The organism is Pseudomonas sp. AC242, from assembly GCF_979258655.1.
The window spans coordinates 4,483,850-4,510,406 of record NZ_OZ409873.1 but is presented as its reverse complement, the minus strand read 5'-3'; the positions used below and the strand labels follow the sequence as shown (position 1 = coordinate 4,510,406).

General features: G+C 58.1%; 27 protein-coding genes, 1 tRNA gene and 1 pseudogene. 19 read left to right on the top strand and 10 right to left on the bottom strand.

Annotated elements, in window-relative coordinates:
• The first annotated feature begins 429 nt into the window (after positions 1–429).
• The 6 genes from cyoA (at position 430) to ACZZ0A_RS20105 (ending at position 6,146) form a co-directional block, all read left to right on the top strand.
• The gene (gene cyoA / locus ACZZ0A_RS20130; RefSeq protein WP_007916947.1) at positions 430–1,371 is read left to right on the top strand and encodes a ubiquinol oxidase subunit II; all 942 of its coding nucleotides are present in this window, start codon (positions 430–432) and stop codon (positions 1,369–1,371) included.
• 3 nt (positions 1,372–1,374) lie between these two features.
• Positions 1,375–3,405 (top strand): cytochrome o ubiquinol oxidase subunit I, encoded by a 2,031-nt coding sequence (cyoB, locus tag ACZZ0A_RS20125; RefSeq protein WP_007916945.1) that lies wholly within the window; start codon positions 1,375–1,377, stop codon positions 3,403–3,405.
• A gap of 3 nt (positions 3,406–3,408) precedes the next feature.
• Entirely contained in the window at positions 3,409–4,032 is a 624-nt protein-coding gene (cyoC, locus tag ACZZ0A_RS20120; RefSeq protein WP_007916943.1) for a cytochrome o ubiquinol oxidase subunit III, read from the top strand.
• Positions 4,032–4,367 (top strand): cytochrome o ubiquinol oxidase subunit IV, encoded by a 336-nt coding sequence (cyoD, locus tag ACZZ0A_RS20115; RefSeq protein WP_007916940.1) that lies wholly within the window; start codon positions 4,032–4,034, stop codon positions 4,365–4,367. The genes cyoC and cyoD overlap by 1 nt, the downstream gene beginning before the upstream one ends.
• 11 nt (positions 4,368–4,378) lie before the next feature.
• Positions 4,379–5,266 carry a heme o synthase gene (gene cyoE / locus ACZZ0A_RS20110; RefSeq protein WP_007916939.1) on the top strand — a complete coding sequence of 296 codons (888 nt, stop codon included), beginning with the start codon at positions 4,379–4,381 and terminating at the stop codon, positions 5,264–5,266.
• A 388-nt stretch (positions 5,267–5,654) separates the two neighbouring features.
• Positions 5,655–6,146: a RidA family protein gene (locus tag ACZZ0A_RS20105; RefSeq protein WP_007916938.1), complete on the top strand. Its 492-nt coding sequence runs from the start codon at positions 5,655–5,657 to the stop codon at positions 6,144–6,146.
• 431 nt (positions 6,147–6,577) lie between these two features.
• Here the strand turns inward: ACZZ0A_RS20105 and ACZZ0A_RS20100 are convergent, their stop codons facing one another.
• The 3 genes and pseudogenes from ACZZ0A_RS20100 to ACZZ0A_RS20090 form a co-directional block, all read right to left on the bottom strand.
• Positions 6,578–7,279, bottom strand: coding sequence for a hypothetical protein (locus tag ACZZ0A_RS20100; RefSeq protein WP_007949995.1), 702 nt, complete (start codon positions 7,277–7,279; stop codon positions 6,578–6,580).
• 133 nt (positions 7,280–7,412) lie between these two features.
• Positions 7,413–7,817 carry a GNAT family N-acetyltransferase gene (locus ACZZ0A_RS20095; protein WP_463543649.1) on the bottom strand — a complete coding sequence of 135 codons (405 nt, stop codon included), beginning with the start codon at positions 7,815–7,817 and terminating at the stop codon, positions 7,413–7,415.
• A 54-nt stretch (positions 7,818–7,871) separates the two neighbouring features.
• Positions 7,872–8,778, bottom strand: a pseudogene (locus tag ACZZ0A_RS20090) (LysR family transcriptional regulator).
• 102 nt (positions 8,779–8,880) lie between these two features.
• Here ACZZ0A_RS20090 and ACZZ0A_RS20085 point away from each other — a divergent pair.
• Positions 8,881–10,050 carry an acetylornithine/succinylornithine family transaminase gene (locus ACZZ0A_RS20085; RefSeq protein ID WP_463543648.1) on the top strand — a complete coding sequence of 390 codons (1,170 nt, stop codon included), beginning with the start codon at positions 8,881–8,883 and terminating at the stop codon, positions 10,048–10,050.
• A gap of 6 nt (positions 10,051–10,056) precedes the next feature.
• On the opposite strand, the gene ACZZ0A_RS20080 is transcribed toward ACZZ0A_RS20085, so the two are convergent.
• The 4 genes from ACZZ0A_RS20080 to ACZZ0A_RS20065 form a co-directional block, all read right to left on the bottom strand.
• Positions 10,057–10,260, bottom strand: coding sequence for a type II toxin-antitoxin system Phd/YefM family antitoxin (locus tag ACZZ0A_RS20080; RefSeq protein ID WP_081498753.1), 204 nt, complete (start codon positions 10,258–10,260; stop codon positions 10,057–10,059).
• Between the two features lie 205 nt (positions 10,261–10,465).
• Positions 10,466–12,385, bottom strand: coding sequence for an alkaline phosphatase D family protein (locus tag ACZZ0A_RS20075; RefSeq protein ID WP_463543647.1), 1,920 nt, complete (start codon positions 12,383–12,385; stop codon positions 10,466–10,468).
• Between the two features lie 71 nt (positions 12,386–12,456).
• Entirely contained in the window at positions 12,457–13,200 is a 744-nt protein-coding gene (locus tag ACZZ0A_RS20070; protein ID WP_095112386.1) for a hypothetical protein, read from the bottom strand.
• A gap of 115 nt (positions 13,201–13,315) precedes the next feature.
• Positions 13,316–13,774 (bottom strand): hypothetical protein, encoded by a 459-nt coding sequence (locus tag ACZZ0A_RS20065; RefSeq protein WP_463543646.1) that lies wholly within the window; start codon positions 13,772–13,774, stop codon positions 13,316–13,318.
• 25 nt (positions 13,775–13,799) lie between these two features.
• Between ACZZ0A_RS20065 and ACZZ0A_RS20060 the strand changes: the two genes are divergently transcribed.
• On the top strand, positions 13,800–14,546 hold the full coding sequence (locus tag ACZZ0A_RS20060; RefSeq protein ID WP_463543645.1) for a hypothetical protein: 747 nt from the start codon (positions 13,800–13,802) through the stop codon (positions 14,544–14,546).
• A gap of 45 nt (positions 14,547–14,591) precedes the next feature.
• The gene (locus tag ACZZ0A_RS20055) at positions 14,592–14,960 is read left to right on the top strand and encodes a PH domain-containing protein (RefSeq protein ID WP_007916917.1); all 369 of its coding nucleotides are present in this window, start codon (positions 14,592–14,594) and stop codon (positions 14,958–14,960) included.
• Positions 14,961–14,972: 12 nt separating this feature from the next.
• Here the strand turns inward: ACZZ0A_RS20055 and ACZZ0A_RS20050 are convergent, their stop codons facing one another.
• Both ACZZ0A_RS20050 and ACZZ0A_RS20045 read right to left on the bottom strand, forming a co-directional pair.
• A complete protein-coding gene (locus ACZZ0A_RS20050; RefSeq protein ID WP_463543644.1) occupies positions 14,973–15,302 on the bottom strand; it encodes a hypothetical protein in 330 nt (109 codons plus the stop codon).
• Positions 15,303–15,437: 135 nt separating this feature from the next.
• Positions 15,438–15,522: transfer RNA gene (locus ACZZ0A_RS20045), tRNA-Leu, on the bottom strand.
• Positions 15,523–15,629: 107 nt separating this feature from the next.
• On the opposite strand from ACZZ0A_RS20045, the gene queA reads away from it, so the two are divergent.
• The 6 genes from queA to ACZZ0A_RS20015 all read left to right on the top strand — a co-directional run bounded on the left by queA (position 15,630) and on the right by ACZZ0A_RS20015 (position 21,733).
• Complete coding sequence (gene queA, locus ACZZ0A_RS20040; RefSeq protein ID WP_007916915.1) at positions 15,630–16,694, top strand: tRNA preQ1(34) S-adenosylmethionine ribosyltransferase-isomerase QueA; 1,065 nt, start codon at positions 15,630–15,632, stop codon at positions 16,692–16,694.
• Positions 16,695–16,708: 14 nt separating this feature from the next.
• A complete protein-coding gene (tgt, locus tag ACZZ0A_RS20035) occupies positions 16,709–17,824 on the top strand; it encodes a tRNA guanosine(34) transglycosylase Tgt (RefSeq protein WP_163004798.1) in 1,116 nt (371 codons plus the stop codon).
• Between the two features lie 43 nt (positions 17,825–17,867).
• Entirely contained in the window at positions 17,868–18,206 is a 339-nt protein-coding gene (gene yajC, locus ACZZ0A_RS20030) for a preprotein translocase subunit YajC (protein WP_007916913.1), read from the top strand.
• Positions 18,207–18,270: 64 nt separating this feature from the next.
• On the top strand, positions 18,271–20,139 hold the full coding sequence (secD, locus tag ACZZ0A_RS20025; RefSeq protein ID WP_007916911.1) for a protein translocase subunit SecD: 1,869 nt from the start codon (positions 18,271–18,273) through the stop codon (positions 20,137–20,139).
• 9 nt (positions 20,140–20,148) lie between these two features.
• The gene (gene secF / locus ACZZ0A_RS20020; protein ID WP_007916909.1) at positions 20,149–21,063 is read left to right on the top strand and encodes a protein translocase subunit SecF; all 915 of its coding nucleotides are present in this window, start codon (positions 20,149–20,151) and stop codon (positions 21,061–21,063) included.
• A gap of 121 nt (positions 21,064–21,184) precedes the next feature.
• Entirely contained in the window at positions 21,185–21,733 is a 549-nt protein-coding gene (locus tag ACZZ0A_RS20015) for a glycine zipper 2TM domain-containing protein (protein WP_007916907.1), read from the top strand.
• A 248-nt stretch (positions 21,734–21,981) separates the two neighbouring features.
• On the opposite strand, the gene suhB is transcribed toward ACZZ0A_RS20015, so the two are convergent.
• Complete coding sequence (suhB, locus tag ACZZ0A_RS20010; protein WP_016773320.1) at positions 21,982–22,800, bottom strand: type III secretion system regulator SuhB; 819 nt, start codon at positions 22,798–22,800, stop codon at positions 21,982–21,984.
• Positions 22,801–22,945: 145 nt separating this feature from the next.
• Between suhB and trmJ the strand changes: the two genes are divergently transcribed.
• The 4 genes from trmJ (at position 22,946) to ACZZ0A_RS19990 (ending at position 26,496) form a co-directional block, all read left to right on the top strand.
• Positions 22,946–23,716, top strand: a complete 771-nt coding sequence (trmJ, locus tag ACZZ0A_RS20005; RefSeq protein ID WP_007916903.1) for a tRNA (cytosine(32)/uridine(32)-2'-O)-methyltransferase TrmJ — start codon at positions 22,946–22,948, stop codon at positions 23,714–23,716.
• A gap of 3 nt (positions 23,717–23,719) precedes the next feature.
• A complete protein-coding gene (gene cysE, locus ACZZ0A_RS20000) occupies positions 23,720–24,496 on the top strand; it encodes a serine O-acetyltransferase (protein ID WP_007916901.1) in 777 nt (258 codons plus the stop codon).
• 246 nt (positions 24,497–24,742) lie between these two features.
• Complete coding sequence (gene iscR, locus ACZZ0A_RS19995) at positions 24,743–25,234, top strand: Fe-S cluster assembly transcriptional regulator IscR (protein ID WP_003227911.1); 492 nt, start codon at positions 24,743–24,745, stop codon at positions 25,232–25,234.
• A gap of 47 nt (positions 25,235–25,281) precedes the next feature.
• A complete protein-coding gene (locus ACZZ0A_RS19990) occupies positions 25,282–26,496 on the top strand; it encodes an IscS subfamily cysteine desulfurase (protein ID WP_095048352.1) in 1,215 nt (404 codons plus the stop codon).
• Positions 26,497–26,557: the final 61 nt, after the last annotated feature.

Below are 26,557 nucleotides of genomic sequence, written 5' to 3'. Positions count from 1 at the left end.
TTTCGATAACATGCGGAACTTTTGCAAAAATGGCGATGGATTGTTGCTCGAACGGATAAAAATTATTTCGGGATAAGACATGGTGTATAGGGCGCTACCTATCTACAATCGCCCGCACTGAATTCCCGGCACTGTTCAGCCTTTATTAAGGAGGCGAGCAGGAAGTCGGGTGTCGAGTGAGTCGCAAGGCTTTCAAGACACCCAGGTGTCGGTGCCTTCCAACTTTCCGCACCAAATGGAATTGGTCTGTAACAAGGCCTTTGACCACGAATTCGAATAAGAACTGACCGCTGTCCCAGGTTTTGTCGAGCGTCTGACGCGCGACGGGCGGCCCTTATTCAATCCAAAGAAAATGCCAACCCTTGGCAGGGTGAAGTGTTGGCGATCAAAACCCAACTGCATTGCGCAAGCTGCTTTAGAGGTCGTGAGATGAGTAAAAACAGGTACCCCAGATTACTAGGCCTAGTGCCGCTGCTCGGCACGTTGTTGCTGGGAGGCTGCAACATGACCTTGCTCAATCCAACGGGCCAGGTTGGCCTGGAACAGCGAAACCTGATCATCACCGCGACCCTGCTGATGCTGTTGGTCGTCGTGCCGGTTATCGTCATGACCTTCCTGTTCGCCTGGAAGTACCGCGCGTCGAACAAGAACGCCGTCTACACCCCGAAATGGTCGCACTCGACCAAAATCGAAGTGGCAGTCTGGACCATCCCGGTCCTGATCATCATTGCCCTGGGTTACATCACCTACATTTCGACCCACGAACTGGACCCGTATCGTCCGATTCAATCCGACGTCAAGCCAGTGACCATCGAAGTCGTTGCGCTGGACTGGAAGTGGCTGTTCATCTACCCGGAACAAGGCATTGCCACGGTCAACAAGATCGTGTTCCCGGCGCACACGCCAATCAACTTCAAGATCACCTCTGACGCTGTGATGAACTCGTTCTTCATCCCGGGTCTGGGCGGCCAGATCTACGCGATGGCGGGCATGCAGACCAAACTGCACCTGATCGCTGACCGCAACGCTGAGATGGACGGTATCTCCGCCAACTACAGCGGCGCGGGTTTCACCGGCATGAAGTTCAAAGCTATCTCCACCACTCAGGAAGATTTCGACGCCTGGGTAAGTGAAGTCAAGAAGTCACCTAAACAGCTTGATCAAGCTGAATACGCGGCCCTTGCCAAACCGAGCCAGAACAACCCAGTCGAGCTCTACTCCTCGGTCACGCCGAACCAGTTCCAGATCATCGTCGACAAGTACGAAGGTATGAAGCCGGGCAAGCCGCTGAAGCACGAGAAGAAAGAGAAAGAAGTGGCGGCCACGGAAATTGACTCGAGTTCGCATTCAGCTGCCGGGGCAGAGGAGTAAACGATGTTTGGTAAATTAAGTTGGGAAGCAGTCCCATTCCACGAGCCGATCGTGATGGTGACCATCGCCATGATCGCCCTCGGTGGTCTGGCGCTGTTCGCTGCAATCACCTACTTCAAGAAGTGGACGTACTTGTGGACCGAGTGGCTGACTTCGGTCGACCACAAGAAAATCGGCGTGATGTACATCATCGTCGCCATGGTCATGCTGCTGCGCGGCTTTGCCGACGCCATCATGATGCGTACCCAGTTGGCCATGGCCACCGAGGGTTCGCCTGGCTACCTGCCACCTGAACACTATGACCAGATCTTCACCGCTCACGGTGTGATCATGATCATCTTCATGGCGATGCCATTCTTCACCGGCCTGATGAACCTTGCAGTGCCGCTGCAGATCGGCGCGCGTGACGTTGCGTTCCCGTTCCTGAACTCCCTGAGCTTCTGGCTGCTGGTGTCCGGCGTTGTGCTGATCAACCTGTCCCTGGGCGTTGGCGAATTCGCCAAGACCGGTTGGGTTGCCTATCCACCATTGTCGGGTCTGCAATACAGCCCTGGCGTGGGCATGGACTACTACATCTGGGCGCTACAGCTATCCGGGTTAGGTACGACGTTAACGGGGGTTAACTTCCTCGCGACCGTACTGAAAATGCGTACCCCTGGCATGAAACTGATGGACATGCCGATCTTCACCTGGACCTGCACCTGGGCAAACGTTCTGATCGTGGCTTCGTTCCCGATCCTGACCGCTACCCTGGCACTGCTGACCCTTGACCGTTACATGGATTTCCACATTTTCACCAATGAACTTGGTGGCAATCCAATGATGTACGTCAACCTGTTCTGGGCCTGGGGCCACCCTGAGGTTTACATCCTGATCCTGCCGGCATTCGGCATCTTCTCGGAAGTGATCTCGGCGTTCACCGGCAAGAAACTGTTCGGCCACCACTCGATGATCTACGCTTCGGGCGCGATCTCGGTACTGGGCTTCATGGTTTGGCTGCACCACTTCTTCACCATGGGTTCGGGTGCCAGCGTCAACGCCTTCTTCGGTCTGGCGACGATGCTGATTTCCATCCCGACGGGTGTGAAGCTATTCAACTGGCTGTTCACCATCTACCAGGGCCGTCTGCGCTTCACCAGCCAGGTTCTGTGGACTCTGGGCTTCATGGTGACCTTCGCCATCGGCGGCATGACCGGCGTACTGCTGGCCATCCCGGGTGCTGACTTCGTTCTGCACAACAGCCTGTTCGTGATCGCGCACTTCCACAACGTGATCATCGGCGGTGCGGTATTCGGTTACATCGCTGGTTTCGCGTTCTACTTCCCGAAAGCGTTCGGCTTCAAGCTGCACGAAGGCTGGGGTAAAGCAGCGTTCTGGTTCTGGATCTCGGGCTTCTTCGTCGCGTTCATGCCGCTCTATGCACTGGGCTTCATGGGCATGACCCGTCGTCTGAACGCTACCACCAACCCTGAGTGGGTACCGTACCTGTACGTTGCCATGTTCGGTGCGGTGATGATCGCTGTGGGTATTGCCTGCCAGCTGATCCAGCTCTATGTGAGCGTGCGTGACCGTAACAAGCCAGAGAACGTTTGCGATCACGGTGACCCGTGGAATGCACACACCCTGGAATGGTCGACCTCGTCGCCACCGCCGTTCTACAACTTTGCTGTGCTGCCTAAGGCTGACTGCATCGACCCGTTCACTGAAGCCAAGGAAAACGGTACTGCGTACCAGCGTCCGGCCAAGTACGAGCCGATCCACATGCCGAACAACACCGCCACTGGCGTGGTGATGGGCGCACTGTTGACCGTCTTCGGTTTCGCGATGATCTGGCACATCTGGTGGTTGGCGATCGCCAGCCTGGCCGGCACCGTCATCTACTTCGTGATCCACGCTGCACGTGACGACCAGGGCTATATGGTTCCGGTTGAAACGATCGAGCGTATCGAAGCCGAGCAGCACAAGCGTCTGGTCGCGGCAGGGAAAATCCCGGCCGGTGCCACCCGTGTTGAAACCTCGTTGGAACAGGCTTAAACCATGTCGAACTTAGTGACCAATGTTGGACACGCCCATGGTGACCATGGGCACGATGACCATCACCACGATTCGGGCGAGATGACCGTATACGGTTTCTGGCTCTACCTGATGACCGACTGCATTCTGTTTGCGTCGATCTTCGCGGTGTACGCAGTACTGGTAAACAACGTCGCCGGTGGCCCGTCGGGCCACGACATCTTCGAACTGCCATACGTGCTGGGCGAAACCGCTCTGCTGTTGTTCAGTTCGATCACCTACGGCTTCGCCATGCTGGCGTTGTACAAAGGCAAGAAGCAGGCGGTCCTGGGTTGGTTGTTCATGACCTTCCTGCTCGGCGCAGGCTTTATCGCCATGGAGATCAACGAGTTCCACCTGCTGATCTCCGAGGGCTTCGGTCCTAGCCGTTCCGGCTTCCTGTCCGCGTTCTTCACCCTGGTCGGTACCCACGGTCTGCACGTGTCGGCGGGTCTGATCTGGATGGGCATCATGATGTACCAGGTCAACAAGCACGGCCTGACGGCGACCAACAAGACCCGTCTGAGCTGCCTGAGCCTGTTCTGGCACTTCCTGGACGTGGTGTGGATCTGCGTATTCACCGTTGTTTACCTGATGGGGACTCTGTAATGGCTAATGCACACTCCCATGACAGCCATGATGCTGGCCACGGCAGCGTAAAGTCGTACGCCATTGGCTTCATCCTGTCGGTGATCCTGACCGTCATCCCATTCGGTCTGGTGATGTACCCGAGCCTGCCGAAAGCCACCACGCTGGCAATCGTTCTGCTGTTCGCAGTAATCCAGGTGATTGTTCACCTGTATTACTTCCTGCACCTGGACCGTTCCATTGCTCAGCGTAACAACGTGATTGCATTCGTCTTTACGGCGATCGTGATCGTGCTGCTGGTTGGCCTGTCGTTGTGGATCATGTTCAGCATCCACACCTACATGATGGCGAAGTGAGGTAAGACCCGATGTCGCTCAAGCACTTTATCCAAATCACCAAACCGGGGATCATTTTCGGTAACGTGCTTTCTGTGGCAGGCGGGTTCTTCCTGGCCTCGAAAGGGCATGTCGATCTGGCGGTGTTTCTGGCTGCCATGATCGGTACATCCCTGGTTGTTGCCTCCGGTTGCGTGTTCAACAACTGCATCGACCGCGACATCGACCTGAAGATGGAACGCACCAAGAACCGGGTGCTGGTGCAGGGCTTGATCTCCCTGAAACTGGCCCTGGTCTACGCGACCATCCTTGGTGTTCTCGGCGTTGCGTTGTTGTACAAGGTGGCCAATCCGTTGGCCGCTTTGTTCGCGGTGATCGGCTTCATCATCTACGTCGGCTTCTACAGCCTGTACCTCAAGCGCAAGTCGGTTCACGGCACGCTGGTGGGCAGTCTGTCGGGCGCCATGCCGCCAGTGATCGGTTACGTCGCCGTAACCAACAGCTTCGACATGGCCGCGTTGACGTTGCTGGTGATGTTCAGCCTTTGGCAGATGCCGCATTCCTACGCCATCGCTATCTTCCGCTTCAACGATTACCTGGCCGCATCGATTCCGGTGCTGCCAGTGAAGCGCGGGATTCAAGTGGCCAAAAAGCACATCCTGCTCTACATCCTGGCGTTCCTCGTAGCGACCTTGATGCTGACCTTCAGCGGTTACGCCGGCATGAGCTACCTCGCCGTCGCCGCGGCCATGGGCATGTACTGGTTGTACATGGCCTGGACCGGCTACAAAGCGGTGGATGACACGGTCTGGGCACGCAAGCTGTTCGTGTTCTCGATCTTCACCATCACTGCGTTGAGCGTCATGATGTCTCTGGACTTCAAGGTGCCCGCAGAGCTGCTGCTGACGTACGCGCCGTAAGGCTCAAAGGCTTGAAGAGAAACCCCGCACATTGAGAGATGTGCGGGGTTTTTTGTTGCCTGGCGTAAAGCCCCTCATCGGAACGCCGCCCGCCCAGCCCTCTTCCAGAGGGAGAGGGGGCCGATCGAGTTGTCTCGAGTCCACCGCCGACCTGCAAAGTCGTGGCGATTATGGATTCGGTAAAGTGCGTTCAGGTCGGTGTATGTCGTCAATATCCTGCGTTCGGTTCCCTCTCCCTATGGGAGAGGGCTAGGGTGAGGGTTGCGAGTGGAGTTCAAAACCCCTAGATTTGGATCCAACCCCGACAGTGATAGCACCAAGCCATTTTTTCGGTGTTTTACTGCCGTGATTCGAGCTTCTTCATGCACTGATCAAAAGGCTGGGCGAAATGACTGAGAGGATGACCTGCGACGAGCGTTTTATTGCCCTGGCCCAAGAGCTGAACTACGACATCTATGGTGAGAACACCGCCGGCGGCAATTACGCGCCGCTGATCCGACATCATGATGAGCTGTACATCAGCGGTATGGTGCCGCGCACTAACGGCAAGATTCAGTACCCGGGTCGCGTCGGACTGGAGCTGACCCTCAAGGATGCGCAAGCCGCCGCGAGCATCAGTGCGATGCGTTGCCTGGCGCTGATCGTCGATGCGGTGGGTTCGCTGGACAAGATCAAGGCGTTGTTGCGGGTGACGGTGTATGTGAAGTCGACGCCGGACTTCGTTGATCTGAGCGAAGTCGCCAACGGTGCCTCGGACGTGTTCAGTCATGTGCTCGGCGATGCCGGCCGGCACACGCGCACCACGGTCGGTGTGTATCAGTTGCCGAAGAACGCAGCGATTGAAGTGGACATGATTGTAGCGTTGCATCCTTCGGCTTGAGGGTGGTTTAGCGGTTTGCCCTCACCCTAGCCCTCTCCCTCGGGAGAGGGGACTGACCGAGGTGTCTTGCGCTATACATCGACCTGAGAGGCCGAGGCGATTGTGGATTCGGCACAGTACTTTCATTTCGGTATGCTTCTTCAATATCCCCAAATCGGCTCCCTCTCCCTCGGGAGAGGGGACTGACCGAGGTGTCTTCCGCTATACGTCGACCTGAAAGATCGAGGCGATAGTGGATTCGGCGCAGCACTTTCATTTCGGTGCATCTCTTGAATATCTCCCGATCGGCTCCCTCTCCCTCGGGAGAGGGCTGGGCGGGCGGCGTTCCGATGAGGGGCGAGGATTTTCGCCACCTCACGAATCCCAAGCCGGACAACAAAAAGCCCCGCCTGAATCTCAGTGCGGGGCTTTTTCGTACAGCGGCTGCGCTATTACTGCGCGGCGATGCTGTAGCCATCAAACGCAGTCTGCTGCTGCAGTGCGGTGATGATGTTCTTGCGGTTCACTGCCTGTTCTGTACCAGCATTATCAACGAAAACTTCGCTTTCCAGCTCCGCTTCTTCGCCTTCACCAACGAAGGTGAAACCGAGGAACTCCAGCGCTGCACGGTCAACGTTCAGGCGCGAGCGTGGCGTGCGCAGTGGCAGGGTCACGCTGATGCCGTCCTTGCTGATGGTGAAGATTTCGACTTCTTTCTTCTTCGCAGCCTTGCTCTTGCCGCCGCTCGGATTGCTGATCGCCTGATGGGTCTGGTTCAGCACTTTCAGCGCGAGGCCGTAAACGATTTCCTGGAACGCCGGATCGTCCTTGAAGCTGGACAGGATGCGGCCGATCGAGAACTTGCTGCTGAGGTCTTCAAGGGCGGCGAGGTCGGCGGCTTCGGCGTCTTTCAGCGCCTTGAGTTCGCCCATCAGCTCGTAGGCCTTGTCGTCATCGAAACTGTCGTGAGCCTGACGGATCGCCGCGCGCAGCTCGCGGATCTGGTCGCTTTCGCGGGTCGACTGGAACGCGTCCAGGACCATCTCGCTGATGATTTTGGCTTGTGGCAGGTGTTGTGAAAGATTGATGGAGTTTTCGTATTCCGCTTTGGACGATTCGGTGACTACGGATTCAGCGGTGTTGAAATCGGACATTGAAATTTCACTACTTTTTAACTTGAGTGGAGATGAGAAAACCGAGGGCTTTTTCAGGCCGACTAATTTAGGGGAGCGCGGCGGCGTTGTCACGGAGCAACGGTCTGCCGGTCGAGTTTTTTCCCGGCGTGCACTATTTCCGGCGCGGCCGTTCCATGGCAATCACCGAGGTTTCAAAACCCAGGCTGGCAAAAAAAGCCTCTGCGCCCTCGCGTCCGGCCCGCAGCACCCAGGTAATTTCGGGATTGTCGCCCATGATGTGCTCGACCAGTGCACGGCCAATCCCTGCACGCCGATGCTGGTCATCGACCACCACCATCGACAGGTAACCGTTGGACAAACCATCGCTGATCCCGCGAGCGAATCCGATGATCTGCCCACCTTGGACGGCAACGGCGGTGCGCTGAGAGTTGTCGATCAACTGGGCGAAGTGTTCAGCTGAACCGGTGCGATGGCCCCAGCCATGCTGCCCGAGAAACTGCCTTACCGATTGCGTTTCGGCGGGCCGCAAATCACGTACGTTGGGTGTGTTGTTCATCTGCTGTTCGAGTCCTTGTCAGCGATTTTTCATGGAAGAGCAGCGTAGGCAGCGTCAGGATTTCCCCCACGTCTGCATCGCAAACTCCACGAACCGGCGCAATTTCGGCAAACGATAACGATCTGGCGCGTAGAGCAGATGCATCGGTCTGCTGGGTGGCTGGAAGTCGGCGATCACCTTCACCAGTCGGCCTTCGCGCAGGTCTTGTTCCACCAGCGCATCCGGAAGCATCACGATGCCCATGCCGGTGCGGGCCGCCTGGTGCAGCCCGGCGGAGCTGTTGATCAGCATAGGCCCGCTGACGTCGACCATGATCTCCCCATCGGGACCACTGAGACGCCAGCGCTTTTCCACCTGATTGCCAGTCGTCGCCAGCGGGATAGGCGAACGACAGGCAGTCGTGTTGTTGCAGGTCTTCCGGGGTTTTTGGCATGCCCCGCCGGGCGACATAGTGCGGCGAGGCGCACACGGTCAGGGTGTAATCGATCAAAGGCCGGGCGATCAGGTTGGACTGCTCGAAATTGCCCAGCCGAAACGCCACATCCAGGCCACTCTCCAGTAGATCGGGACGGCTGTTGGTCAGCACCACGTCGAGTTTGACCTGCGGGTACAGCAACGAGAACTCACTCAGCGCCGGCGCCAGCCGTTCAACGCCGAACGTCAGCGGCGCGGTGAGGCGCAGCATGCCCCGGGGTTGATCGAGGGTCTGCTCGGCGAGGCGTTCGGAATCGGCGACCAATCCCAACACTTCCAGACAACGCTGGTAGTAAACGCTGCCGAATTCAGTGAGCCGCTGACGGCGGGTCGTGCGTTGCAGCAGTTGCACGCCCAGCCGTTGCTCCAGCGCGCGCAGATGATTGCCGACCATGGTCGTCGACAGGTCGCACTGCAACGCGGCCGCCGTCATGCTCCCGGCTTCGACGACTTTGACGTACACGCTCATCGACTGGAACAGGTCCATTATCAAGCTCTGCTTTTAAATGAATGAAGTTTTCCCGAGTTTATCCAGTTTCGCTGGCTAACCATACTGCCAGCACACCGACCTGCACTGGAGTTTAAAGTCATGACCGCCGCCCTGATGAACACCTACCAACCACTGGCCTTGAGCTTCACCAAGGGCCTGGGCACTCGCCTGTGGGATCAGGCCGGTCGCGAGTATCTGGATGCGGTGGCCGGTGTGGCGGTGACCAATGTCGGCCACTCACACCCGCGGATCGTTTCGGCGATCAGCGAGCAGGCCGGGTTGCTGCTGCACACGTCGAATCTGTACAGCATCGACTGGCAGCAACAACTGGCGAAACGGCTGACTGAGCTGTCGGGGATGGAGCGCGCGTTCTTCAATAACTCCGGTGCCGAGGCCAATGAAACAGCGCTGAAACTCGCGCGTTTATACGGCTGGCGCAAAGGCATCGAACAGCCGCTGGTGGTGGTCATGGCCAACGCGTTCCATGGCCGCACACTCGGCACCTTGTCGGCCAGCGATGGTCCGGCGGTGCGTCTGGGGTTCAATGAATTGCCGGGGGATTTCCTCAAAGTGCCATTCGGTGATCTCGCAGCGCTGCAGCAACTGCAGCAAAAACACGGCGAGCGCATCGTGGCGATTCTGGTCGAGCCCATCCAGGGCGAAAGCGGTGTGCAGATCGCGCCGCCCGGTTACCTTAAAGCCCTGCGGGAACTGTGTAATCGCCATGCGTGGCTATTGATGCTCGATGAAATCCAGACCGGCATCGGCCGCACCGGGCGCTGGTTCGCCTTTCACCATGAAGGCATTGTCCCGGACGTCATGACCCTGGCAAAAGGGCTGGGCAATGGCGTGCCGATTGGCGCGTGCCTGGCCCGGGGCAGGGCTGCGGATCTGTTCACGCCCGGCAGTCATGGCAGCACCTTCGGCGGCAATCCACTGGCGTGTCGGGTCGCTTGCACGGTGCTGGACATCATCGAAGAACAGGGCCTGCTGGAAAACGCCCGGATTCAGGGTGAGCGTCTGTTGACTCGGCTGCGCGCAGAGCTGGCGGACAATCCCAATGTGCTGGCGATTCGCGGGCAGGGCTTGATGATCGGGATCGAGCTGAAACAACCGGTGCGTGATCTGACCCTGATCGCCGCGCGGGATTATGGACTGTTGATCAACGTCACGCGGGGCAAGACGATACGGCTGCTGCCACCGTTGACGATTGATGAGCGTGAGGTGGAGATGATTGTCAGAGGTGTGGGATGTGTCGTTCAGTCGTGACGATTTTCACTCTTCGATCAAATGTCTGACTTTGGCTTTTCCTGCGCGCATTTCGCCGATCGATCTGATCAACCGCTCGGCGTTTGCGGGTGAGCGCATCAAGTAGGCTGTTTCTTCGAGTGTGCTGTTCTCGCCAGGAGGCATCATCACGACAGGCTCAGATTCTTGCCGGGATTGCGAAGTTAGCTCTCGATCCTCGCTGGATGCCAAGAACGTATGGAGGTGAGTACAGGATGACAAGGCGACACCTACTAGTGGTTGTTTCGCAGAAGGGTTGCTGCGAGCACGTTCAGTATCACTTAAGAACCCTGGAGACGTTTCTGAGACGTCTGTAATCCTTGTCCACTGTCTCGGGCAGTGAGAAACCGCCGCGTTGTCGGGATCTGGTATTTCCAATGTAGGAAAAAACTTGTGGCTAGTCCGGATAATCCGCCAGATCCGGCGCCAGCATCCGTGTCTTCGCCTTGCCATTCGAATTGTGCTGAATGATCTCGCGCGGCTGCCCCTGTTCATTGAAAAACACCTGACCGATCCCCGCCGAATTCCATAAGCGTTCACCTGCCTCAGCATGTTCCGGCGTGTAGGGCACGATGCGCATGCGGCGGCGTTTGGTAAACCAGTTCAACGGTGAGCGCGGCGAGTAGAGCCAGCGGTTGAGGCGGTCGAACCATTCCAGCAGGCTTTTCGGAAACTCGTTCTTGATCCCGCTGCTGGTGATCTGCCAGATTCGCGGCCCGGCCTTGCGGTGACGGATAAGCACTTCGTAGACGAAGGAATAATGCACATCGCCGGACAGCACCACGTAGTTACCCGGTGTGCGCGAGTGGCGGAAAATATTCAGGATCACTTGCGCGGCACCGCGATGGGCCATCCAGTTTTCCGCGTCGACCAGCAGCGGATAACCGCACCAACTGAAAACCTTCTGCACGGTTTCAATCAGCTTCACGCCGAAGATCGGCGCCGGAGAAACGATGATCGCTGACGGGTGATCGAGCAGTTCCTGTTGCAGTTCGCTCAGCGCCTCCCAATCGAGCAGGCCCGACGGTTGTTTGAGCGCCATCTCACTGCGCCAGCGTCGGGTGCGCGTGTCGATGACTACCAGCGCCGGACTGGTTGGCAGTACGAAATGCCAATGCTGAAAGCGCAGCAGGTCATCGATCAAACCGTCCTGCACCGGGCTGTCGAGATACTGATCATCACCGCTGGCGCTAAGGCTCAGGGTTTTTCCCAGCACATCCTTGAACGCATCGGGATTATTGCCCCAGCCCTGACACAACATATAGGCGATCAACGCGTTGCCGATGATGCGTTTGGAGAACGGATGGCCGTAGGCCGTTTCCTCCCATTGCGCGGACAGGTTCCAGTCATCGGTGATGTCGTGATCATCGAAAATCATCAGGCTCGGCAGATGCGCGAGCGCGCGGGCGACCTTGTCCAATCCAGCCTTGAACGCGTCGATGCGAGTCTGTTCGAGGGTGTAGCGCTTGAGGCGTTCGGGCGTCAGTTCGGGCGCTTGCGGATCGATCAGCGACCAGGCCGTCGGCGACCATACTAGCAAGTACATCGCCATGACTTCGGCGAACGTCACCAGATGATTGTCAGCACTGCTGCTGGTGAAAATCGGCTTACGCGCACCGCCGAAAAATCGCTCGCGCAATGTCTCGTTGCTTTCCAGCGCCGGTAACAAATCCGCACGGTGGTAGTAACTGGCCGGGTGTTTGTAGAGCTTGGCGCTGTCGCTGACCACGGCACCTTCGAGGTGTTCGTCGAACAGGCCAAGGCGTTCGATCAAGGCATGAATCGCCCGCAACATCGGGCCGGCCACGTCGTCGGCGTAGACCTGATCGCCGCTCATCATCAACAGGGCGGGGCGTTGTTGCGGATCGGTTTCCGTCGCCAGCAATTGGTCGACGCAAAGCAAACCATCCGTCGCCGGGTGATGCGGCTTGCGGCAGGAGCCGTGCAGCAGTTGATCGATCCGCGAGCGCAGGACGAAGTTCGGGCTGGTTGCATCGCCGTACAGCAAATGCGCCGCCCAGTCGGCGATGCCCTCTGCATTGTCGATCAGCAGGTCATAGTCGATACGTGTGTCGCAGGGCAGGGCGCTATCGAGAGCAACATCGATGAGATGAACAAAGGCGTCGCGGCCTACTGGAATGACCGTGCATTTCCCGGCGTCGAGAGGAATGTCTCCTACACCTTGCAGGCGCAAGGTCAGCGCCAGTGGCCGCGTGCCGACCAGCCACATGACCACGCGCGTTGGCTCCAGCCGTCGCAACAGCGGGCCGGCCAGGACAGGAGGCAGCGGGATCAGGTCAGCGGGTGTCGAAAACATCGAGGGCAAAGCTCAAGGCGCACAGGCCGGCGATGATAGCGCAGCCGGCGCCTTGATCCCTTAAATGAGGCTTAAGAATCGATCTTCTTCAGCTTCAGATCGAGCAGTCGCCACGCGGCTTTGTCAGTATCTTTGCCGTCTACTTGCTGAACGGAACAGTCAGAACTGTAGCTGACATGGTCGCCCAACATGTTCAGAGCGGTGACGGTGCTGCTGATGGTATAGGTCTGATCCTTGAACCGTTGGCTGCTCGCGCTCTTGGCGCTGGCGATCGCTGTCGACGCTGAAAAACGCATGGCACTTTTGATAATAGGGTCGCAAATCATGAACGCCATCAGGGATCTGTCCGCGTCCGGATGGTTGCCGGCCAGTCGGCGCGAAACTTCAAAATCGTTGCGCACGTTGTCCTTGAAGTTCTTCTCCTGGATTAATGCGGTCAGGCGCTGGCTGTAGTTCGGTAGAAGTGCGGACTCGGGCGGCGAAGGCTCGTTCTGTGGTTCGCTGGCGACATAGGTCGTAAGGTTGTCGGAGTTCTCAGGTGAGGACGCGATCGCAGCCATGGGCTCCATTGCCTTTTCTAATTCAGGCATGAGTGCCGCCGCGGCGCTCTGCGTCTCGCTGCTCTGCGTTGTCCTCGGCGCGGCCGACGGAAACAGCGACAACGTGATCGACAGCACCACCATCGCGACAATGAAGCCGCCCGCAGCACCCACGATATTGCCGTAGAAAATATTCCAGCTGCCACGGTTCTTGACCACCCAGCGCCACATGAACCCCCAAACCGCGACAATCGCCAGAAAACGCAGAAACTCCATTTGATCCTTTCCTTAAACCTTCCAAACCTGAAATCAACGCACGCCCAAGGTGAACGCTGAGAATGGCCGGCAAGATAACAAAACAGACGTGAAATGGCAGTGACGATAGCGGTGCTCAGTGAAAATTAAGCGCGAAAAACGCCAGCGTCGTCACACCCGCAGCCAGCCCACAGATACCGGCGAAAAGTTGCCGGGCCAACGAATGCTCTGGCCGAGGACGCCTGACCAGCCACATCCAGACACCCGCCAGCACGCCGAACGTGGTGATCATTTGCAACACGCTACTGGCCAGGTTCTCAGTTGCAGGAGGCACGTGCGCCGGGAAAAGTCCTGCACAGATCACCGAAAAAATCATCGCTACGATGAAGCCGCTGGCGGCACCCGCCAGGTTGGCGAGGATCAGGTTCCAGGCACCACGAGTCTGCACGACCCAAGCCCAAACGGCTCCCCAGACGAAAAAGTACAACACGGCCATCAAGGTGTTTCTCCCTCTGAAAATTGACTCCACCGAGGTGTTGGCGACCTCGTTACTGGCAGTGGACGGCAAGATAGCAAAATAGTAGCGTCGCGCCACTGCCCATCTCCGTAACGGACTACCCATGCCAGTCAGTACCCACTGTTTGCGCCTGCTCTGCGCAATCACACTCACCGCTGCAATGGCCCCAGCATTCGCCGCCGTGCAAGAGCATCCGGAAAACAGCTGGAAGTACTACGCCGGTAACTGCCAGCGCGTGCTGGAGAAAATGGCCGACGTGCAAAGCAGCCGCACCACCGCCTACGACGTGATGTTCGCGCTGGAAAGCAACCTGCAGACCATGAATGAACACCGCTCCAACCTGACGCCCAATCACCTGGGCTCGCGAGAATTCGCCGAATGCGAAAACTTCGCGGGCCAGGCTGAATCAATCATTGCCCAAGGCAAAGCCGAGTTCGCTGCAAAAATGCAAGGTGCTGCCGAGGAAGGCCGCATCGCCCACCAGAACTCCGCCGCCTACCAACGCGCCCGCGCCCTCGGCTACAGCGACGTCGGTGACATCTCCTTCCTGAAACTGCACGAAGACACCGACGGCGAAGCACGCCTGAAAACCATGTTGATCACCGTCGACGAAATCTGCGGCCAATACTTCCGCGCCACGCAATATGTGAAGCCGTATGTGATCTATACGGTTCGGCCTTCTGACGGCGGTTGTGGCGAAGTGAAGCGCGTTGCGGTGGTTGGCGGCCGATCAGTGGAGAAGGGTGATTACATTGATGAGAAGGGTGAGTTTCAGTATCTGGGCTGGAAAAAGCTTGTCGGCGCCGACGGGTTCCCAACCGATATCCGCGTGCTGAAAGCCCGTCGTTGAAACTAAGAAATACCGGGATGTTTTCTTGAAGAAGAGGATGGACAGATGATCGACTTCAACAACAAAGGCTTTTTCAAACTCAAGCAGAACGATGAGTACGCCGAACGCGTAACCGCGCTGTTGCTCGACGGCGAGGAAGTGATCGACTCTTACAAGGCCATGCGTGACGGCGTGGTGTTTACCAACAAACGCATCATCGCCGTCAACGTTCAGGGCATTACCGGCAGCAAGAAGGATTTCACTTCCTTGCCGTACAAGAACATCGTCGCCTACTCCGTGGAAACCTCGGGCACCTTCGATCTGGATTCGGAGCTGGAGATTTACTTCTCGTCACTGGGGAAGGTGAAGTTCGAATTCACCGGGAAGACCTCGATGGTGGAGATCTCCAAGTACATCTCCAAGCATCTGCTGTAACGGCTCAGCCCATTACAAGATGTCTTTCAAATAACCCTTGAGCGCAAGGAGCGGCTGATCCAGCTGCTCCAGCGAACGCGCCTCACTGAACTCGGCTGACAACTTCTGCAACTCGCGCCCCAGCGGTTTCTCGACACCGCCCAAGGCGTCCATCGCCAAGCTTAGGCATTCGTTCATCTTGAACTGAATGGTCCCGACATCCCCACGCCGCACCAGCAATTCGAAAATGTCTTTCTGGTAATCACCCATGACCATGTCGTCCCGCAGAATCGGGCTCAGACCTTCTTCCTCGTAAGCGAGCTTGAGGGAGAAAAGGGCGACTGTTTCCAGTGACGTTTCCATGGGGTGGGTCCTTGGGTTTTCGGTTGACCAAGAAGCGGTGGATCAAAAGATCGCAGCCTGCGGCAGCTCCTACAACAGCAGCCACTTTTCGGGAGACGAAAAAAAGGCCTTGCTAAGCAAGACCTTTCTTAATTTTGGTGCCCCGAGGGAGACTCGAACTCCCACTCCTTTCGAAAACGGATTTTGAATCCGCCGCGTCTACCAATTCCGCCATCAGGGCTCAATGGCGGCGAAGTATAGAGATGAGATTACCGTCGGTCAATCAGGTACATAGAGAATTTTCGATATTTCCGCTAGACTTTCCGGCCCTGCTAGACGAACCCCATCATGCGCGTTGCTGACTTTACTTTCGAGCTCCCTGATTCGCTGATCGCCCGCCACCCTTTGGCCGAGCGTCGCGGTAGTCGCCTGCTGACCCTTGACGGGCCGAGCGGCGCCCTCGCACACCGTCAATTCACTGATTTGCTTGAGCATTTGCGCCCGGGCGATTTGATGGTGTTCAACAATACCCGGGTGATTCCGGCGCGGCTGTTCGGGCAGAAAGCCTCGGGCGGCAAGCTGGAAATCCTCGTTGAGCGGGTGCTCGATACGCATCGCGTGCTGGCCCATGTGCGTTCCAGCAAGTCGCCGAAGCCGGGTTCTAAGATTCTTATCGATGGTGGTGGCGAAGCCGAAATGCTCGCGCGTCACGATGCGTTGTTCGAACTGGGCTTCGCTGAAGAAGTGTTGCCGTTGCTCGACCGCGTCGGGCACATGCCGTTGCCTCCTTATATAGACCGCCCGGACGAAGGCTCGGATCGCGAGCGTTATCAGACCGTGTACGCCGAGAAACTCGGTGCGGTGGCGGCACCGACGGCGGGGCTGCATTTCGATCAGTCGCTGATGGAAGCAATTGCCGCCAAGGGCGTCGAGACCACGTTCGTTACGCTGCACGTGGGCGCGGGGACGTTCCAGCCGGTGCGCGTCGAGAAGCTTGAAGATCACCACATGCACACCGAGTGGCTGGAAGTCGGCCAGGATGTGGTTGATGCGGTCGCGGCATGCCGTGCGCGTGGTGGTCGGGTGATTGCCGTCGGCACCACCAGCGTGCGCTCGCTGGAAAGCGCCGCGCGCGATGGCGTGCTCAAGCCGTTCAGTGGCGACACCGATATCTTTATCTTCCCGGGCCGACCGTTCCATGTGGTCGATGCCCTGGTGACCAATTTCCATTTGCCGGAATCGACGCTGTTGATGCTGGTTTCGGCATTTGCCGGTTATCCCGAGACCATGGCTGCCTACAAGGCTGCCGTCGACAACGGTTACCGCTTTTTCAGCTACGGTGATGCGATGTTCATCACCCGTAATCCCGCACCTACTGCCCCTAAAGAAACCGGCCCAGAGGAAACAGAATGAGTCGCGAATGTCGCATGTCCTTTGAACTTCTGGCCACCGATGGCAAGGCCCGACGTGGTCGTCTGACCTTCCCGCGTGGCACCGTCGAGACCCCGGCGTTCATGCCGGTGGGCACTTACGGCACGGTCAAGGGCATGTTGCCGCGTGACATCGTTGCCACCGGCGCAGAAATCATTCTCGGCAACACCTTCCACCTGTGGCTGCGCCCTGGCACCCAAGTGATCAAGGAACACGGCGACCTGCACGATTTCATGCAGTGGAAAGGCCCGATCCTCACCGACTCCGGTGGCTTCCAGGTGTTCAGCCTCGGCGCGATGCGCAAAATCAAGGAGGAGGGCGTGACCTTCGCCTCCCCGGTCGACGGCGCCAAAGTGTTCATGGGCCCGGAAGAATCGATGCAGGTGCAGCGCGATCTCGGTTCCGACATCGTGATGATTTTCGATGAATGCACGCCGTATCCTGCTGATGAAGACGTCGCGCGCGTATCGATGGAATTGTCGCTGCGCTGGGCTCAGCGCTCGAAAAATGCTCACGGTGAAAACACCGCTGCATTGTTCGGCATCGTTCAGGGCGGCATGCACCAGGATCTGCGCATGCGCTCGCTGGAAGGCCTCGACAAGATCGGCTTCGATGGCCTGGCCATTGGCGGTCTGTCGGTGGGCGAGCCGAAGCACGAGATGATCAAAGTGCTGGATTATCTGCCGGGCATGATGCCGGCTGACAAACCTCGTTACCTTATGGGCGTTGGCAAACCGGAAGATCTGGTTGAGGGTGTGCGCCGCGGTGTGGACATGTTCGATTGCGTGATGCCAACCCGTAATGCCCGCAATGGGCATCTGTTCATTGATACAGGCGTGCTGAAGATCCGTAACGCGTTCCATCGCCATGATGAATCGCCGCTGGATCCGACCTGCGATTGCTATACCTGCCAGAACTTCTCCCGCGCTTATCTGCATCACCTGGACAAGTGCGGCGAAATGCTGGGAAGCATGCTCAATACCATCCATAACTTGCGCCATTATCAGGTGCTGATGGCTGGTTTGCGCGAGGCTATTCAACAGGGTACATTGGCCGCCTTTGTCGATGCCTTCTACGCCAAACGCGGGCTCCCCGTTCCGCCTTTGGACTGAGTTTTCTGACCCCAAGATTCAACATTTGCAACTGGAGTGCTAAATGAGCTTTTTTATCTCTAACGCCATGGCTGACGCGGCTGCACCGGCTGCTGCCGGCCCAATGGGCGGCGGTTTCGAGTGGATTTTCCTGGTCGGCTTCCTGGTCATCTTCTACCTGATGATCTGGCGTCCACAGGCCAAGCGCGCCAAAGAGCAGAAGAACCTGCTGAGCAGCCTGCAGAAGGGCGACGAAGTGGTCACCACTGGCGGCATCGCCGGCAAGATCACCAAAGTGGCTGATGACTTCGTGGTTCTGGAAGTTTCCGACACCGTGGAAATGAAGTTCCAGAAAGGCGCCATCGCCGCCACGCTGCCAAAAGGCACGCTGAAAGCGATCTGAAGCAACAACTTCTACTCAATCGACGGGGCGCGCAAGGCGCCCCGCGTTCATAACGGGCGGCGTGATGCTGAACAAATATCCTCTGTGGAAATACATTCTGATCCTGGCGGTGCTGGCGATCGGTCTGATTTATTCCGCTCCGAATCTATACCCCGATGACCCGGCCATTCAGGTCAGCGGTGCAAGCACTGCGCTGCAAGTCAATCAGGCTGATCTGGATCGTGTGAGCACTGCGCTCAAGGAGTCCGGGATCAACGTCAAGGCAGCCACGCTGGCCGCCAACGGCAAGGGCGGTCTGATCCGTCTGAGCAAGGCTGAAGATCAACTGCCGGCCAAAGACGTTGTGCGCAAGGCATTGGGTGACGACTACGTTGTCGCGCTGAACCTGGCACAGACCACCCCGCAATGGCTGCGCAACCTGGGCGCGCACCCGATGAAGCTGGGTCTGGACTTGTCCGGTGGTGTGCACTTCCTGCTGGAAGTGGACATGGACAAAGCCCTCGATGCACGCCTGAAAGTCTACGAAGGCGACGTCAAGAGCCTGCTGCGCAAAGAGAAGCTGCGCTATCGCAGTCTGCCGCAACTGGGCGGTGCCATTCAGTTGGGCTTCAGTGATGAAGACTCCCGCGAACAGGCCCGTGCACTGATCCGCAAGAACTTCAACGATTTCGACATTGTTCCGGCCGACCTCAACGGTCAACCGGTGCTGCGTCTGGCGATGACCCCGGCCAAGCTGGCGGAAATCCGTGAATACTCCATCAAGCAGAACTTGACCACGGTACGTAACCGCGTCAACGAGCTGGGTGTTGCCGAACCGATCGTTCAGCGTCAGGGCGCCAACCGCATCGTGGTTGAGCTGCCGGGCGTGCAGGACACTGCCGAAGCCAAGCGTATTCTCGGCAAGACGGCCAACCTTGAGTTCCGTCTGGCTGCTGAGCCGGGTGCTTCGAAAGCCACCTCCGAAACCTTTGAGTTCCGTGAAGGCAATCGTCCGCCAGCACAGATCGAACGTGGTCTGATCATCACCGGTGACCAGGTCACCGACGCCAAAGCCGGTTTCGGCGAGCACGGCACGCCTGAAGTGAACATCCGTCTGGATGGTCATGGTGGTGAGTTGATGAGCCGCGCTACTCGTTCGAACGTCGGTCGCAGCATGGCGGTGATCTTCATCGAACAGCGTCCGGTCACCACTTACACCAAGCAAGTGGTCGATGGCGTCGAGAAAGACGTTGCGGTGCAAACGTTCAAAGAAGAGAAGAAGATCATCAGCCTGGCGACCATTCAGTCGCCGCTGGGTGCTCAGTTCCGCATCACTGGCCTGAACGGTCAGGGCGAATCGTCTGAACTGGCGCTGCTGCTGCGTGCCGGTGGTCTGGCCGCACCGATGTACTTCGCTGAAGAGCGCACCATCGGCCCGAGCCTGGGTGCTGACAACATCACCAAAGGTATCGATGCGTCGCTGTGGGGCATGTTGTTCGTGTCGCTGTTTATCATCGCCATCTACCGCTTCTTCGGCATCATCGCTACCGTTGCTTTGGCGGTGAACATGGTGCTGCTGCTGGCCCTGATGTCGCTGCTGGGTGCAACGCTGACCCTGCCGGGTATCGCCGGTATCGTGCTGACCATGGGTATGGCGGTCGACGCCAACGTGCTGATCTTCTCGCGGATTCGTGAAGAGATCGCCGCCGGCATGACCGTGCAGCGTGCAATCAACGAAGGCTTCGGCCGGGCATTCACCGCGATTCTCGACGCCAACCTGACCACCTTGTTGGTCGGCGGGATTCTCTTTGCCATGGGCACCGGCCCGGTCAAAGGTTTCGCAGTGACCATGTCCCTCGGGATCTTTACCTCGATGTTCACGGCCATCATGGTGACCCGCGCAATGGTCAACCTGATCTTCGGCGGACGTGACTTCAAGAAGTTGTGGATTTAAGGGGCTGCCATGTTACGTACAATCAACTTCATGGGCGTTCGCAACTTCGCGTTCGGCGTCACAGTGTTTCTCACGTTGCTGGCTATGTTCAGTGTCGCTACCAAGGGCATGAACTGGGGTCTGGACTTCACCGGCGGTACGCTCATCGAGCTGACCTACGAGCGTCCGGCCGACGTTACCAAGGTGCGTGAGCAGCTGGCGACGTCGGGTTACCACGAAGCAATCGTGCAGAGCTTCGGTGCGACTACCGATCTGCTGGTGCGGATGCCGGGTGAAGACCCGCAATTGGGCCATCAGGTGGCGGAAGCGCTGTTGAAGGTCGGCGGCGATAACCCGGCAACGGTCAAGCGTGTCGAGTTCGTCGGCCCGCAGGTCGGTGAAGAGCTGCGCGACCAGGGCGGCCTCGGCATGCTGCTGGCGCTCGGCGGCATCCTGATCTACCTGGCTTTCCGCTTTCAGTGGAAATTCGCGGTCGGCGCCATCGTTTCGCTGATTCACGACGTGATCGTCACCATCGGTATCCTGTCGTACTTCCAGATCACTTTCGATCTGACCGTGCTGGCGGCGGTGCTGGCGATCATCGGTTACTCGCTAAACGACACCATCGTGGTATTCGACCGGGTTCGTGAGAACTTCCGTGTCCTGCGCAAGGCAACGCTGATCGAGAACATCAACATCTCGACCACGCAAACCCTGCTGCGCACCATGGCGACGTCGATCTCCACCTTGCTGGCGATTGCGGCACTGCTGTTCTTCGGCGGTGACAACCTGTTCGGCTTCTCGATCGCGCTGTTTATCGGCGTACTGGCGGGTACCTACTCGTCGATCTACATCGCTAACGTGGTGCTGATCTGGCTGAACCTGACCACTGAGGATCTGATTCCTCCGGCCAACACCGAGAAGGAAGTCGACGACCGTCCATAACGGCCATCGTTTTCCCGGCTGTCAGCCCAAGAAAGGCGCGAGTTGAACTCGCGCCTTTTTTTATGCTCCAAGGCTGGGAGAAGCGCGGGCGCGTCCCGCATGTGATGGTCAGGAGGTTCATGTGAACAAGTCGTTGCTGGTTGGTGCGGTATTGGGTGCTGTCGGTGTGACTGCCGGGGGTGCTGTTGCCACCTACAGCCTGGTTAAAAGCGGCCCTGAGTATGCGCAAGTATTGGCCGTTGAACCGGTTAAAACACAGATCAAGACTCCACGTGAAGTGTGCAAGGACGTGACAGTGACTCGTCAGGCACCGGTAAAAGATCAACACCAGATTGCCGGTACCGTCGTCGGTGCGCTGGCAGGTGGTTTGCTGGGTAATCAGATTGGCGGCGGCACCGGCAAGAAAATTGCCACGGTAGCCGGCGCGGTCGGTGGCGGTTATGCGGGTAACAAGGTGCAGGAAGGCATGCAGGAGCGTGACACCTACACCACCACGCAAACCCGCTGCAACACAGTCAATGACATCAGCGACAAAGTCGTCGGTTACGACGTGCGTTACTCGCTCGATGGCAAGGAAGGCAAAGTGCGGATGGATCGCGATCCGGGCAACCAGATTCCGGTCGACAAGGAAGGCAAGCTGATTCTGTCGCAGAATGAGCCGGCTCAGTAAAGAGCGACTGTTTTAACAAGAAGCACCCTGCGGGGTGCTTTTTTGTGCCCGCCATTTAGGCTGCACAACAAATCCCCTGTAGGAGTGAGCCTGCTCGCGATAGCTATTCATCATTCAATGCAGGTGGTGGCTGATACACCGCTATCGCGAGCAGGCTCACTCCTGCATTGGTCCCGTGGTGTGGCAGGTGACGAATTCCAGGCATAAAAAAGCACCCCGAAGGGTGCTTTTTTCGTTTCGCGTGACGCTTAGCGCTTCAGCGAAGCCGGCAGGTGCGGCTGGATCGCCGTCAGAACTGCCTTGAAGCATTTGGTGTTGCCGGCAACGATGTGGCCTTTTTCAAGGAAGTCGTGACCGCCGGTGAAGTCGCTCACCAGGCCGCCAGCTTCTTGAATCAGCAGGGCGCCTGCAGCCATGTCCCACTCGGACAGACCCGATTCCCAGAAGGCGTCGAAACGACCGGCAGCAACATACGCCAGATCCAGGCTCGCCGAGCCGGCGCGGCGGATGCCGGCAGTCTGGCCAACCAGGGCGCGGAACATGCCCAGGTAGTTGTCGAGGTTGTCCATCTGATCGTCACGGAACGGGAAACCGGTACCCAGCAGGGCGCCGTCGAGGCTGGTGCGACCGCTGACGCGCAGGCGACGACCGTTCAGTTGAGCGCCGCGACCACGGCTGGCGGTGAATTCTTCCTGACGAACCGGGTCCAGAACCACTGCGTGTTCCAGGCGACCGCGGTATTTGCAGGCAATGCTGACAGCGAAGTGCGGAATGCCACGCAGGAAGTTGGTGGTGCCGTCCAGTGGATCGATGATCCACAGGTACTCTTCGCCTTCGATGCCGGTGCCGGCGTGCAGGCCAGTCTCTTCACCCTGGATCGAGTGATTCGGGTAAGCCTTGCGCAGGGCGTCGATGATTTTCTGTTCAGCGGCGCGATCGACCTCGGATACATAATCCTTGGCGTCTTTTTCGTCGACCTTGATGGTATCCAGGCGCTCGATGGAGCGGAAGATCAGTTCACTGGCGCTGCGGGCGGCGCGCAGCGCGATATTCAGCATGGGCTGCATGGATGTGTCACCTAAGGTTGTTAAAGAAAGCCGCGCATTCTATCAGAACTTTTCTTCAGGTGAAGGACGCTGTTCGCTTTCATAGCTTAACGGTAGGCTGTTCTGTAAGATTTGCACCCCTTTCCTGTGTCCGAGAGCGCCTCCCTTGCTGCAGAACATTCGTGTCGTCCTGGTCAATACCAGCCACCCCGGCAACATCGGCGGGGCCGCGCGCGCCATGAAAAACATGGGTCTGTCGCGACTGGTGCTGGTCGAACCGCGGGTCTTCCCGCACCACGAAGCCGACGCTCGTGCTTCCGGTGCCGGTGACATCCTTGAAAATGCGCAAGTCGTCGCCACTTTGGAAGACGCCTTGGTCGGCTGCAATCTGGTGCTCGGCACCAGCGCCCGTGACCGGCGTATTCCTTGGCCGCTGCTGGATCCGCGCGAGTGCGGCACCAAAGTGGTCGAGGAAGCCGGGCAGGGCGCTGAAATCGCCCTGGTGTTCGGTCGCGAAGATTCCGGCCTGACCAATGAGGAGCTGCAGCGATGTCACTTTCACGTGCACATCCCCTCCGACCCTGAGTTCAGTTCGCTGAACCTTGGCGCGGCGGTGCAGGTGTTGAGCTACGAAGTGCGCATGGCCTGGCTGGCAGCGCAAGGTCAGCCGAGCAAGATCGAGAAAGAAGAAGTGGCTTCGGTGAAAAGTGCCGAGCTGGCGACCATGGATGAGCTGGAGCGATTCTATGAGCATCTGGAGCAGACGCTGGTCGCCATCGAATTCCTCGATCCGGAAAAGCCGCGGCACTTGATGGCGCGCCTGCGCCGGTTGTACGGACGCAGCTCGGTGAGTCGGGCGGAAATGAATATTTTGCGTGGCATCCTCACGGAAACCCAGAAGGCGGCCCGTGGCGAGCTTCTTAAGCGGAAGGACTAAATGATGTTTGAGCGTTTGCGTGAAGATATCCAGAGCGTATTCCATCGAGACCCGGCGGCGCGTAACGCTTTTGAAGTCCTGACCTGCTACCCCGGCATGCATGCGATCTGGATTCATCGATTGGCCGGCATGCTGTGGCGCAACGAACTGAAATGGCTGGCGCGGCTGGTGTCGAACTTCGGTCGCTGGTTGACCGGGATCGAGATTCATCCGGGCGCCAAGGTCGGTCGACGCTTCTTTATCGACCACGGCATGGGCATCGTTATTGGTGAAACCGCCGAGATTGGCGATGACGTGACCATTTATCAGGGCGTGACCCTGGGTGGCACAAGCTGGAACAAAGGCAAACGCCACCCCACTTTGGGTGATGGTGTGGTTGTCGGTGCGGGCGCCAAGGTGCTTGGTCCGTTCACCGTCGGCGCCGGTGCCAAGGTTGGTTCCAATGCCGTGGTGACCAAGGAAGTACCGCCGGGCGCCACTGTTGTCGGTATTCCTGGACGCATCATCGTCAAGTCCGACGAAGAGCAGGACGCCAAGCGCAAGGCCATGGCCGAGAAGATCGGTTTCGATGCCTACGGCGTCAGCGAAGACATGCCTGACCCGGTGGCGCGCGCCATCGGTCAGTTGCTCGATCACCTGCAAGCGGTGGACGGACGGCTGGAAGGGATGTGCGGCGCGCTGAAGGATCTGGGCAGCAATTACTGTGCGAAAGATCTGCCTGAGCTGCGTGAAGAAGACTTCGCCTGCGTCAAAGGCAAAGACGAGTCCAAGGCCAGCTAACGCCCCCTGTAGGAGCTGCCGAAGGCTGCGATCTTCTGATCTTGCCTTTCATAAGATCAAAAGATCGCAGCCTTCGGCAGCTCCTACACAGGCATCCGTCAACCGGTGTGCCATTAGGCCGCAGAGCCTGCTATCATTCGCGCGCTCTTTTGCGGGTAATCCTGACTAAAGTACTAGGTCTTAAAGTTGACTTAAATACTCGGGAATTGCATACTCGCCCCATTCTGAACTCCGTGGTAACTGTCCATGCGACTGACTACAAAAGGCCGATACGCCGTGACCGCCATGCTTGACCTGGCGTTGCACGCGCAGCACGGGCCCGTGTCCCTGGCCGATATCTCCGAGCGCCAAGGCATCTCCCTGTCCTACCTCGAACAGCTGTTCGCCAAGCTGCGCCGCAGCAACCTGGTTTCCAGCGTTCGCGGCCCGGGTGGCGGCTACCAATTGTCCCGCGACATGCAGGGCATTCAGGTCGCCCAGGTGATCGATGCAGTAAACGAATCGGTCGATGCCACCAAATGCCAGGGCCAAGGCGATTGCCATTCCGGCGACACGTGCCTGACCCATCATCTGTGGTGCGATTTGAGCCTGCAGATTCACGAATTTCTAAGTGGTATCAGCTTGGCTGATCTTGTGACTCGCCGTGAGGTGCAAGAAGTAGCCCAGCGTCAGGACCAGCGCCGTTGCAACAGCAAGGCGCCACGCCTGGACAAGATTGAAGCGTCCGCCGTCGAATGACAGCCAAAGAGCTAGCGGCACGCCAGCCCTGATTTAGGAGATAGTCCATGAAATTGCCGATTTACCTTGATTACTCTGCGACCACCCCGGTTGATCCGCGTGTTGCGCAAAAGATGAGTGAATGCCTGCTGGTCGACGGAAACTTCGGTAACCCGGCGTCCCGTTCCCACGTGTTCGGCTGGAAGGCTGAAGAATCGGTCGAAAATGCGCGTCGTCAGGTGGCTGATCTGGTCAACGCCGACCCGCGCGAAATCGTCTGGACTTCCGGTGCCACCGAATCCGACAACCTGGCAATCAAGGGTGCGGCGCATTTCTACGGTTCCAAGGGCAAGCACCTGATCACCTCCAAGATCGAGCACAAGGCTGTCCTCGACACCATGCGCCAACTGGAGCGTGAAGGTTTCGAGGTCACCTACCTCGAGCCGACCGAAGACGGTCTCATCACTCCGTCCATGATTGAAGCTGCACTGCGCGAAGACACCATTCTGGTCTCCGTGATGCACGTGAACAACGAAATCGGCACCGTCAACGACATCGCAGCGATCGGCGAAATGCTCCGCGCCAAGGGCGTTCTGTTCCACGTCGACGCCGCTCAGTCCACTGGCAAGGTCGAGATCGACCTGCAGAAGCTGAAAGTCGACATGATGTCGTTCTCCGCCCATAAAACCTACGGCCCTAAAGGCATCGGCGCGCTGTACGTCAGCCGCAAGCCGCGTGTGCGCATCGAAGCGACCATGCACGGCGGCGGTCACGAGCGTGGCATGCGTTCCGGTACCCTGGCGACCCACCAGATCGTCGGCATGGGTGAAGCGTTCCGCGTAGCCAAAGAAGACATGGCGGCCGAAAACGTCCGTATCAAAGCCTTGAGCGACCGTTTCTACAAGCAGGTCGAGCATCTGGAAGAGCTGTACGTCAACGGCAGCCTGACCGCCCGCGTTCCGCACAACCTGAACCTGAGCTTCAACTACGTTGAAGGCGAGTCGCTGATCATGGCGCTCAAGGATCTGGCGGTATCGTCCGGTTCGGCGTGCACCTCGGCGTCGCTGGAGCCTTCGTACGTACTGCGCGCCCTGGGCCGCAACGACGAACTGGCACACAGCTCGATCCGCTTCACCTTCGGCCGTTTCACCACCGAAGAAGAAATCGACTACGCCGCGCAGAAAGTCTGCGAGGCCGTTACCAAGCTGCGCGCTCTGTCGCCGCTGTGGGACATGTACAAAGACGGCGTCGATATCTCGAAAATCGAGTGGGCGGCACACTAAATATAGAAGCCGCCAGATACAGATCCTGTAGCGACGCGGCGGTTTACGCAGCGCAGTTGCA